At 72.1% G+C, this 10,666-nt stretch carries 9 protein-coding genes and 2 pseudogenes; 1 reads left to right on the top strand and 10 read right to left on the bottom strand.

All coding sequences use genetic code 11. The annotated features are described in order from the left end of the window. Positions 1–95: 95 nt before the first annotated feature. The 8 genes and pseudogenes from ACZ5DS_RS40900 to ACZ5DS_RS40865 form a co-directional block, all read right to left on the bottom strand. Positions 96–323, bottom strand: a pseudogene (locus tag ACZ5DS_RS40900) (LD-carboxypeptidase); the annotation flags it as partial. Between the two features lie 98 nt (positions 324–421). Beyond that, positions 422–781 carry an MmcQ/YjbR family DNA-binding protein gene (locus ACZ5DS_RS40895; RefSeq protein ID WP_468249156.1) on the bottom strand — a complete coding sequence of 120 codons (360 nt, stop codon included), beginning with the start codon at positions 779–781 and terminating at the stop codon, positions 422–424. After that, a complete protein-coding gene (locus ACZ5DS_RS40890) occupies positions 778–2,064 on the bottom strand; it encodes a hemolysin family protein (protein ID WP_468249154.1) in 1,287 nt (428 codons plus the stop codon). Before ACZ5DS_RS40890 ends, ACZ5DS_RS40895 begins: the two co-directional genes overlap by 4 nt. Before the next feature lie 16 nt (positions 2,065–2,080). Beyond that, a complete protein-coding gene (gene ybeY, locus ACZ5DS_RS40885; RefSeq protein ID WP_468249151.1) occupies positions 2,081–2,578 on the bottom strand; it encodes an rRNA maturation RNase YbeY in 498 nt (165 codons plus the stop codon). Between the two features lie 15 nt (positions 2,579–2,593). Further along, positions 2,594–3,664 (bottom strand): PhoH family protein, encoded by a 1,071-nt coding sequence (locus tag ACZ5DS_RS40880; protein ID WP_468249150.1) that lies wholly within the window; start codon positions 3,662–3,664, stop codon positions 2,594–2,596. Positions 3,665–3,811: 147 nt separating this feature from the next. Further along, the gene (locus ACZ5DS_RS40875; RefSeq protein ID WP_468249147.1) at positions 3,812–4,954 is read right to left on the bottom strand and encodes a carbohydrate kinase family protein; all 1,143 of its coding nucleotides are present in this window, start codon (positions 4,952–4,954) and stop codon (positions 3,812–3,814) included. 82 nt (positions 4,955–5,036) lie between these two features. Then, positions 5,037–6,326, bottom strand: coding sequence for a glucarate dehydratase family protein (locus ACZ5DS_RS40870; protein ID WP_468249145.1), 1,290 nt, complete (start codon positions 6,324–6,326; stop codon positions 5,037–5,039). Continuing rightward, positions 6,323–7,278, bottom strand: a pseudogene (locus tag ACZ5DS_RS40865) (5-dehydro-4-deoxyglucarate dehydratase). Before ACZ5DS_RS40865 ends, ACZ5DS_RS40870 begins: the two are co-directional and overlap by 4 nt. A gap of 277 nt (positions 7,279–7,555) precedes the next feature. Here ACZ5DS_RS40865 and ACZ5DS_RS40860 point away from each other — a divergent pair. Then, the gene (locus ACZ5DS_RS40860) at positions 7,556–8,782 is read left to right on the top strand and encodes an MFS transporter (RefSeq protein ID WP_468249142.1); all 1,227 of its coding nucleotides are present in this window, start codon (positions 7,556–7,558) and stop codon (positions 8,780–8,782) included. On the opposite strand, the gene ACZ5DS_RS40855 is transcribed toward ACZ5DS_RS40860, so the two are convergent. Next, entirely contained in the window at positions 8,746–9,738 is a 993-nt protein-coding gene (locus tag ACZ5DS_RS40855; protein ID WP_468249140.1) for an adenosine deaminase, read from the bottom strand. The genes ACZ5DS_RS40860 and ACZ5DS_RS40855 overlap by 37 nt on opposite strands. Before the next feature lie 20 nt (positions 9,739–9,758). Then, positions 9,759–10,664 (bottom strand): ribonuclease Z, encoded by a 906-nt coding sequence (locus tag ACZ5DS_RS40850; protein ID WP_468249137.1) that lies wholly within the window; start codon positions 10,662–10,664, stop codon positions 9,759–9,761. Between the last annotated feature and the right edge of the window lie 2 nt (positions 10,665–10,666).

Below are 10,666 nucleotides of genomic sequence, written 5' to 3'. Positions count from 1 at the left end.
CCTCCCCCCCCCCCCTCCCTCTTCTTCTTCCCCCCCCCCCCCCCCCCCCCCCCCCCCCCCCCCCCCCCCCCCCCCCCCCCCCCCCCCCCCCCCCCCCCCCCCGCGCCGTTCACCAGGGGAAGGTACGGCGGTACGTGCCCGCACTCGACGTCGGCGACGATCGGTACGCCGAGGGGGCCGAGGGCATCGAGGACGGCCTCGTGCCGGGTGAGGGTGCGGCCGTCGGGGGCGTGGGTGCGGCCCACGAGGACGGCGGCCGCGCGGTCGAAGAACCCGGCGAGACGCATGCCGTGCAGGTTGCGGCAGATGGTGAACGCGTTGTCCTCACACGCCGATACGGTCACCTGGGCGCAGTGGGCGTGGATATCGCACAGACATGCGCCGGATTCCGACACGCGGTCAGCGGAGCCCGGCAACGCGATTACGGCCGGTCCAGCCGGAGCCGCTCTGCCCTCGGCAGGCCCGCGACGACGAGGTCGTACGAGTCCTCGATCAGCTCCTTGACCAGGCGGTCCGGGAGGCCGCCGTCGGCCGTCACGGTGTTCCAGTGGCGCTTGTTCATGTGGTAGCCGGGGACGATCAGCCCCTCGTGCTCGCCGCGCAGCCGGATCGCGTCCTCCGGGTCGCACTTGAGGTTGACCGTCAGGGGCCGCCCGTCCAGGTGCGTCAGGGCGAACATCTTGCCGAGGACCTTGAAGACGGAGGTGTCCGGGTTGAACGGGAAGTCCTCCACGGCAGCGTTGAAGGACAGGCAGAAGGCGCGCAGCTCCTGAGGGGTCACTCGGGTCTCACCTCCTCGGCGGGTTCGACCAGCACCGTCACGATCTTGTTCCGGCGTCCGGCCGCAGCCTCCGCCGTCAGCTTCAGGGTGCGCTCGTCGGGCAGTTCGACCTCGGCCGAGGCACCGGCGATGGGCACGCGGCCGAGCGCCTTGGCGAGCAGTCCGCCGACGGTCTCCACGTCCTCGTCGTCGTACTCCTCCAAGCCGTACAGCTCGCCGAGGTCGGTGATGTCGAGGCGGGCCGTGACCCGGAAGCGGTCGTCGCCGAGGTCCTCCACGGGCGGGAGTTCGCGGTCGTACTCGTCGGTGATCTCGCCGACGATCTCCTCGAGGATGTCCTCGATGGTGACGATGCCGGCGGTGCCGCCGTACTCGTCGATGACGACGGCGACGTGGTTGCGCTCCTTCTGCATCTCGCGCAGCAGGCCGCCGGCGTTCTTGGTGTCGGGGACGAAGACGGCCGGGCGCATGGCCGTGGACACCAGGTCGTTCTCGGTGTCGCGGCTGATGTGCGTCTTGCGGACGAGGTCCTTCAGATACACGACCCCGACGATGTCGTCCTCGCTCTCGCCGGTGACCGGGATCCGGGAGAACCCCGAGCGCAGGGCGAGGGTGAGGGCCTGGCGGATGGTCTTGAAGCGCTCGATGGTGACCAGGTCGGTGCGCGGGACCATCACCTCGCGGACCAGGGTGTCGCCCAGCTCGAACACCGAGTGCACCATGCGGCGCTCCTCGTCCTCGATCAGAGACTCCGCCTCGGCGAGGTCGACCAGCGCGCGCAGCTCCGCCTCGGAGGCGAACGGGCCGCGGCGGAAGCCCTTGCCCGGGGTGAGCGCGTTGCCGATGAGGATCAGCAGCGACGGGATCGGGCCCATGATCCGGGCCAGCGGCAGCAGCACGTACGACGCCACCGTCGCCGTGTTGAGCGGGTGCTGGCGGCCGATGGTGCGCGGGGAGACGCCCACGGCGACGTACGACACCAGGACCATCACGCCGATGGCGACCAGCAGGGCCTGCCAGGTGGCCGCGAACTCCTGCAGGCAGGCGTACGTCACCAGGGCCGCGGCCGCCATCTCGCAGGCGACGCGGACCAGCAGGGCCACGTTCAGATAGCGGGTGGGGTCGTCGGCGACCTGCGCCAGCTTGGCGCTGCCGCGCCGGCCGGACTTGACGGACTCCTCGGCGCGGAAGCTGGAGACGCGCGCGAGGCCCGCCTCCGCACAGGCGGCGAGCCAGGCGACGACGACCAGGGCGATCGCACCGACGACGATCTGCGGACTCATGCGAAGACCGGCCCTCTTACGAGACCGTCGGCGCCGGGGACGGCCCGGTCAGCCCCCGCTCGCCCCGCCACCCGTCCACGATGGCGGCCTGGAGGCCGAACATCTCGGCCTTCTCGTCGGGCTCCTCATGGTCGTACCCGAGCAGGTGCAGCACTCCATGGACGGTGAGCAGCTGGAGCTCCTCGTCCATGGAGTGCTGGGTGGGCGCCTCGGCCCCCTGCTTGGCGGCGACCTCCGGGCACAGCACGATGTCGCCGAGGAGGCCCTGCGGGGGCTCCTCGTCGTCCTTGGACGGCGGCCGCAGCTCGTCCATCGGGAAGGACATGACATCGGTGGGCCCCGGCAGGTCCATCCACTGGATGTGCAGCTGCTCCATGGCGTCGGCGTCCACGACGATCACCGAGAGCTCGGAGAGCGGGTGGATGCGCATCCGCGCGAGCGCATAGCGGGCGATGTCGAGGATCGCCTGCTCGTCTACCTCGGTACCGGACTCGTTGTTGACGTCGATCGACATGGTGGTGCCGTGTCTCTACTTCCCCTTGTGCCCGGACCGGCCCCGGCCGCCCTTGTGGGCGCCGTTCTCGGTGCCGTGCTTGCTGTCGTACAGCTCGTACGCGTCGACGATACGGCCCACCAGCTTGTGCCGTACGACATCGTGCGACGACAACCAGGAGAAGTGGACGTCCTCCACGCCCTCCAGGATCTCCTGCACCTGGCGCAGACCGCTGTGCGTGCCGTTCGGCAGGTCGACCTGCGTCACGTCACCGGTGATCACGATCTTCGAGTCGAAGCCGAGGCGGGTGAGGAACATCTTCATCTGTTCGGGGCTCGTGTTCTGGGCCTCGTCCAGGATGATGAAGGCGTCGTTGAGCGTGCGTCCGCGCATGTACGCGAGCGGCGCGACCTCGATCGTCCCGGCCGCCATCAGCCGCGGGATCGAGTCCGGGTCGAGCATGTCGTGCAGCGCGTCGTACAGCGGGCGCAGGTAGGGGTCGATCTTCTCGTACAGCGTGCCGGGCAGGAAGCCGAGGCGCTCGCCGGCCTCGACCGCGGGACGGGTCAGGATGATCCGGTTGACCTGCTTGGACTGCAGGGCCTGGACGGCCTTGGCCATGGCCAGGTAGGTCTTGCCCGTACCGGCGGGGCCGATGCCGAAGACGATCGTGTGCTTGTCGATCGCGTCGACGTACCGCTTCTGGTTGAGCGTCTTGGGGCGGATCGTACGGCCGCGGGAGGACAGGATGTTCTGCGTCAGCACCTGGGCCGGGGTCTCCGGGCCGTCGCTCGTCCCGTCCTCGCTCGCCTTGAGCATGGCGATCGAGCGTTCCACTGCGTCCTCCGTCATCGGCTGCCCGGTGCGGAGCACCAGCATCATCTCGTCGAACACGCGCGAAATGAGGGCGACGTCCGCAGGGTCGCCGACCGCGCTGATCTCATTGCCCCGGACATGGATGTCGGCTGCCGGGAAGGCCTTCTCTATCACGCGCAGAAGCGAGTCGCCGGACCCCAGCACGGTCACCATGGGGTGCTGGGCGGGGACGGTGAGCTGCGCTCGTGCCTGCTCCTGCGCGGGGGTGTGAGCTGTGGGTGTCTGAGTCATGGGCCGGCGCTGTAGGCCTGCGGTTCCTCCTCGTCACGGCCGCGTAGCTGAGGGCGGCCTCGCGATTCCAGGGTACGACGGTGGACTGACAAGGCCGTAGGGCTTTTCACAGGGCCACTTTCCAGTGGGGGCAGGGCCCCTGGGTGCTCAGCTCGAATGCCGGAACCCGATGGTCGGCACGGCCCGCCGCAACGGCCACGGCCGGTCCAGCACCTCCGGCACCAGCCGGTCCAGGAAGCCGTACCGCCGCAGCGCCGCCGGGTCCTGCCCCTCCACCGACTGGACACGGCGCCACCACGCCCCGATCTCCGACCACCCCGGCGCCGACAGCGACCCCCCGAACTCCTGGACGGACAACGCCGCCGTGAGCCCCGCGAAGGCGAGCCGGTCGGCAAGCGGCCACCCCGCCAGTGACCCCATGACAAAACCGGCGACGAACACATCCCCGGCCCCCGTCGGATCCAGCGCCTCCACGGCGATCGCGGGCACCTCGGCGGCCTCCCCGGTGCGCCGGTCCACCGCATAGGCCCCCTCGGCACCGAGGGTCACCACAGCCACCGGCACGTACTCGGTCAGCGCGTGCGCCGCCGCCCGCGGGCAGTCCGCGCCGGTGTACCGCATCGCCTCCTGGGCGTTGGGCAGGAACGCCTCGCAGTGCCCGAGGTCGCCGAGGCCGGCCAGGTCCCAGGCACCGGTGTCGTCCCAGCCGACGTCCGCGAAGATCCGGGTGCCCTTGCGGGCGGCCTCGGCGATCCAGGGGGCACGCGCGCCGGGGGTGAGCGAGGCGACGGCCGCACGCGCGCGGGGCGGGCAGTCCGGTGCGGGCTCCTCCGGCGGCGGCTCGTGGCCGTGGGACACCATGGTCCGCTCGCCCTCGTAGGCCATGGAGACGGTCACCGGCGAGTGCCAGCCGGGGACGGTCCGCGACGGCGTGAGGTCGATGCCCTCGCCCTGTTCCAGCGCGTCCCAGCAGTAGTCGCCGTAGTGGTCGTCCCCGAAGGCCGCGGCGAGGGACGTCTGCAGCCCGAGCCGGGCGAGCGCGGTGGCCATGTTGGCGACGCCGCCCGGGCTCGAGCCCATCCCGCGGGCCCAGGACTCGGTGCCGCGCACGGGCGCCGAGTCCAGGCCGGTGAAGATGATGTCCAGGAAGACCGTGCCCGTGAGGTACACGTCCCAGGGCGGGTCGTCCGGGGTGCGCAGGGCGGCCAGCGGGTCGACCTGGGCCTGGCAGCGCGCTGCCCTGGTGAGGTGCTCGGGTTCCTCTCCGGCGATCGTGCGGGACGGGGTCACGGTGCGCTCCCTGAGCTGATGCGGATCTGGCCAGTGTGCACCAGATCTCACTCGGGGCACGGTCCGTCGCATCGGCGCGCGGTCACCAGCGGGGCATCACCGGCGTCCGCCGGCCGGGGTCGGCCACCCGCATCGCCGCGGCGTCGTCCCGCTCGCGCATCCTGCCGTCGTCCTCGGCCCACCGCCGGTGCAGCCGGTCCAGCTCGTCCCGGTTCAGCTCGACGCCGAGCCCGGGGGCGTCGGGGACGACGACCGTGCCGTCGGTGAAGGCGGGACGCTCGGTGAGGACGTCCTCGGACTGCCAGGGGTAGTGGGAGTCGCAGGCGTGGTGCAGGTCGGGCACGGTGGCGGCCACGTGGGTCATCGCGGCGAGGCTGATGCCGAGGTGGGTGTTGGAGTGCATGGACACCCCGACGCCGAAGGCGGCGCAGACGGCGGCGAGGTGCTGGGTGTTGCGCAGCCCGCCCCAGTAGTGGTGGTCGGAGAGGACCACCTGGACGGCGTCCCTGGTGAACGCCTCCTTGATCTCGCCGAAGGTCGTGACGCACATGTTGGTGGCGAGCGGGACGTCGGTCCCGCCGGACACCTCGGCCATGGCGGGCGTGCCCAGCGTCGGGTCCTCCAGGTACTCCAGGACGTCGCCGAGTTCCTTCGCCACCTTCAGCGAGGTCTCGACGGACCAGGCGCCGTTGGGGTCGAGCCGCAGCGGATGCCCGGGGAAGGCCTCGGCGAGGGCGCGTACGGCCGCGATCTCCTCCTCGGGCGGGAAGACACCGCCCTTGAGCTTGAAGGAGGTGAAGCCGTACCGCTCCGTGAACCGGCGGGCCTGGGCGACGACTCCGGCCGGGTCCAGGGCGGCGCCCCAGTCGTCCGGCTCGGACGGGACGCCCTCCGGGTGACCGGCCCACTTGTAGAAGAGGTAGGCGCTGTACTCGACCGCGTCGCGCACCTTGCCGCCGAGCAGTGCGTGCACGGGCAGCCCGAGCGCCCGGCCCTGGGCGTCCAGGCAGGCCACCTCGAAGGCGGAGAGCACGGACAGCCGCAGCTTGTCGGCGCTCTGCACGCCGCGCAGCCCGCCGGCGTCCACGGCGCCCCGGACCCGGCTCTCGTCCACGGCGAGGTCCAGGGAGAACAGACTGTTCACATCCATGACCGAGCGTCCGGTGAGGTGCTCGGCGAGGGGGCGGGCAAGCTCCAGGTACTTGGTGTCGCCGTAGGTCTCACCGAGGCCGGTGATCCCGTCGGCCGTCACGACCTCCACGATCAGCCGGGGGGTGTACGGCTGGTGCACGCCCTGGGTGTTGAGCAGCGGCGCGTCGGCGACCAGGATCGGCGTCAGCCGCACCTCGGCGATGGTCAGGTCACGGGTCACAGGGAGGCTCCTACGAGGTCGAGTCCGGCGGTGAGGAGGGCCAACAGGCCGGCGAGGTCGGCGGGCGAGGGGTCGGTGAGCGGGGCACGGACGGGGCCGACGCGTTCACCGCGCAGCCGGGCCGCCGCCTTCACCAGGGACACCGCGTATCCGGGTGTGCGGTCGCGGAGTTCGACGAAGGGGACGTAGAAGTCGCGCAGCAGCTTCTCCATCGTGCCGTGGTCGCCGCTCTGCAGGGCGGTGAAGAAGGCGTCCGCGATCTCGGAGGCGAAGGCGTGCACGGCGGAGGAGTAGGCGGGGACGCCGACGGTGGCGATGGGGGTCCCCCCGCGCGAGCGCATTCGAGCGTGGGGGAGCGGGCCTGGATCTCGGCCGTGGCGGCGCCGTTGAAGAAGAGGAAGCCCTCGGGGGCGGCGAGGGTGAGGCGCTGGAGGCGGTCGAGGTCACTGTGGCCGTCCTTGAGGCCGATGACGTTCGGGATGCGTGCGATGCGCCGCAGCGAGTCCACTCCGTAGGCGACCTGGCCGCGCTGGTAGGCGACGAGCGGCAGCCGGGTGCGGGCGGCGAGCTGCTCCAGCTGGGCGGCGAGGCCGTCCTGCGGGGCGGCGACGAGGTAGTGGGGCAGCACGAGCAGGGCGTCGGCGCCGGCCTCCTCGGCGATCCGCGCGAACCGGGCGGCCTGCGCCCAGCCGTACCCGGTCCCGGCCACCACCGGCACCCGGCCGGCCGCCTCCTCGACGGCGATGGCGACGACCTGCCGGTACTCCTCCTCGTCCAGCGAGAAGAACTCGCCGGTGCCGCAGGCCGGGCTGCATCGATATGCGGCTCCGCCGCGTGGGGGCCCCGGGCCCGGCGTGAGCCGCGCGGCGACATGGGCGCGCAGACCGTCGGGATCGAGTGAGGCGTCGTCGTGGAAGGCGGTGAGCGGGAAGGACAGCACGCCGTGCGCCATCCCCTCCCGCAGCCGCCGCGTCACGTCCTGCGGACTCGGGTCGCCGCCCACCTGATCATCTCCTCTTCTGAATGCTGTCTATATATGAGAACAGAGCTTCGACACAGCCGTTACCCCCACCGGGGACCCGTAAACCGAAGATGACGTGGATCACATCCCCCAACCTTCTTCCCGGACCGCGTGCTTGATACAACTTGCTCGCGCGTTCCCGTCCGTCGACGGCCGTCGCCCCTCCCCCTCTTCCGAGCCGCTCCTTTCGCCTGCCCTGGGAACGCCCGTGTCCGCCCCCCGCCCCCTGCCCTGGCCCCTCGTCGCCCTTTTCACGGCCGGGTACCTCGCCCCGTATCTGCTGCCGACCACCGTCGGCCGGCTGGACGCCGGGCTTCCCCTCTCCGCGACCCAGGCCGGGGCCATCGGCAGTGCCCTGCTGCTGAGTTCGGCGGCGGCGGGTTTCCTGCTGGCCTCCCGGGTCGAGCGGATCGGCGCCCGCACCCTCGCCCGGCTCGGGCTCGCGCTCGCCCTCCTCGGTTACGGCGGGGCCGCGCTCACCGGGTTCGTACCGGCCGTCGTCGCGGGTGCGCTCGTCGGCGGTTTCGGGTCCGGTACGGTCACGGCGGTCGCCGCCGGCGGTATCGCGGCCCAGCAGGACCCGCACCGGGTCACCACGCTCGGCCTGCTCGGCGTCTCCGGCCTCGCGGGCGCCCTCTATCTGACGATCCCGCACCTCGGCCCCGGCCACGGGCAGCCGCTCGCCGCGCTCGCCCTGACCGCCCTCGCGGTGTGGCCGCTCACCGGCCGCCTGTCCGGTCGTACGGCCGCGGCCCGCACCCCGATCGAGCGCGGCCGCCTCCCCCAGCTCCGTGCCGGTCTGCTGCTGGCCGCGGCCATGCCCTGCTGGTCCCTCGCGCAGAACGCGCTGTGGGGCGTCAGCGGCCGCATCGGACTCGGCCAGGCGCATCTCACCGAGGTCACCGTCGGCGCGGTGTTCGCGCTCGCGCTCGGCGCCGGTCTGGTCGGGGTCGTAGGCGCGGGGGCGCTCGGGCCGCGGCTGGGCCGGGCGGCGCCGATCGGCGCGGGTACGGCCCTCATCGCGGGCTGCATCGCGCTCAGCGCCTCGGCGACCGACCTGCCGTCCTTCGCCGCGGGCGAGATCGCCTGGAACGTGCTCTATCCGGTCGTGCTGTCGTACGTCATCGGCCTGGCCGCCTCCCTGGACCCGCGCGGCCGCTGGGCGGTGCTGGTCGGCTCGGCGTCGTCCCTGGGCACGGCGGCCGGCCCGCTGACCGGGAGCGCGCTGGCGGCGTGGGCGGGGTTCCCGGCCATGGGCGGGGTCCTGGCGATGGGACTGCTCGCAGTCGCGGTGCCGCTGACGGTGGTGGCGCTGCGGGCGGGCAGGCAGCCCCTGTCCGTCGTACAGATCCAGGTGGACGCCCCCGCCGTGCCTTCCCGGCAGACCTACGACACCGCCTACCCGAACTCGTACGCCGCCACCTCGGCGAGGTAACGCGCCCGCCGCTCCTCGTCGTCCTCCAGGAAGGACGCGAGGAAGGAGTTGCGGGCCAGCTCGCGCATCTGCTCCTTGGTCAGCCCGAGGGCGTCGCGGACGGCGTGGTAGTTGTCGCCGACGTAGCCGCCGAAGTAGGCCGGGTCGTCGGAGTTGACCGTGCACAGCAGGCCGGCGTCGAGCATGGCCGGGAGGGGATGGTCCGCGAGGACGTCCACGGCCCGCAGCCGGACGTTGGACAGCGGGCACAGGGTCAGCGGGATGCGGTCCCGGACCAGTCGTTCGACCAGCTCCGGGTCCTCCATGCAGCGCAGGCCGTGGTCGATCCGTTCCACGTCGAGGACGTCCAGCGCCTCGGTGATGTACGCGGGCGGCCCCTCCTCCCCCGCGTGCGCCACGCGGCGCAGCCCGAGCGCGGCCGCGGCCTCGTACACCTCGCGGAACTTCACCGGCGGGTGTCCGACCTCGGCCGAATCGAGGCCGATTCCGGTGATCCGGTCCAGGTAGGGCCGGGCCGCCTCCAGCGTCTCCAGCGCGGAGTCGGCGGACTCGTCGCGCAGGAAGCACAGGATGAGCTTGGTGGAGACGCCGTGCACCGACTCGCTGGTACCCAGCGCCCGCCACAGCCCCTCCACCACCGTGCCCATGCTCACGCCCCGGGCGAGGTGGGCCTGCGGATCGAAGAAGATCTCCGCGTGCCGCACACCCTGCGCGGCGGCGCGGGCGAGGTAGGCGTCGGCCAGGTCCTCGAAGTCCTGCTCGGTGCGCAGGACCGCCATCAGCTCGTAGTACAGGTTCAGGAAGGACTGGAGGTCCTCGAACTGGTACGCCTTGCGCAGCTCGTCGGTGTCGGCGTAGGGCAGCTCGACACCGTTGCGCGCGGCGAGGGCGAACGCCAGCTCGGGTTCGAGGGTGCCTTCGAGGTGGAGGTGCAGTTCCGCTTTGGGGAGAGCCATCAGAGCATCGTAAGCGTGCTCTACCTGCGTTTCGGGACCGGCACTCGCAGAAGATCGTGCGCCACGGTCAGCTCTCCCTCGAACCCGGCGGCGCGTGCCTGCCGCTCGAACTCCTCGGGCTCCGAGTAGCGCTGGCTGAAGTGGGTGAGGACGAGGTGGCGCACCCCCGCGTCCCGTGCCGCCGTCGCCGCCTGACCTGCCGTCAGATGCCCGTGTTCCTCGGCGAGTCCGGCGTCCTCGTCGAGGAAGGTGGACTCGATGACGAGCAGGTCGCAGCCCTCGGCGAGCGCATGCACCCCGTCGCACAGCCGGGTGTCCATGACGAACGCGAACCGCTGCCCGCGCCGCGCCTCGCTGACCTCGTCCAGGGTCACGCCCCCGAGCCGGCCCTCGCGCTGGATCCGGCCGACGTCCGGCCCCTTGATCCCGTGCGCGGCGAGGCGGTCGGGCAGCATGCGGCGCCCGTCGGGTTCGGTCAGCCGGTAGCCGTAGGACTCCACGGGGTGGGACAGCTTGCGGGCCTCCAGCGTGTACGACGGGGTCGTCGCGAGGGTGCCGTCGGCGGCGACCGGCGCCTCGGTGAGGCGGACGGTCTCCCGGTAGGCCGTCGCGTACCGCAGCCGGTCGAAGAAGCGCTGGCCGGAGCGCGGGTAGTGGGCGGTGACCTCGTGCGGCACCTGGTCGAGGTTGATCCGCTGGATGACGCCGGCGAGACCGAGGGAGTGGTCGCCGTGGAAGTGCGTGACGCAGAGCCGGTTCAGGTCGTGGGCGGCGACCCCGGCACGCAGCATCTGCCGCTGCGTGCCCTCGCCGGGGTCGAACAGGATGCCCTCGCCGTCCCAGCGCAGCAGGTAGCCGTTGTGGTTGCGGTGCCGGGTCGGGACCTGGCTGGCGGTGCCGAGGACCACCAATTCACGTACGGACATGG

Source organism: Streptomyces sp. NPDC031100 (genome assembly GCF_055570785.1).
The sequence above is the reverse complement of the archived record's forward strand: the minus strand, read 5'-3'. Positions and strand labels throughout refer to the sequence as shown.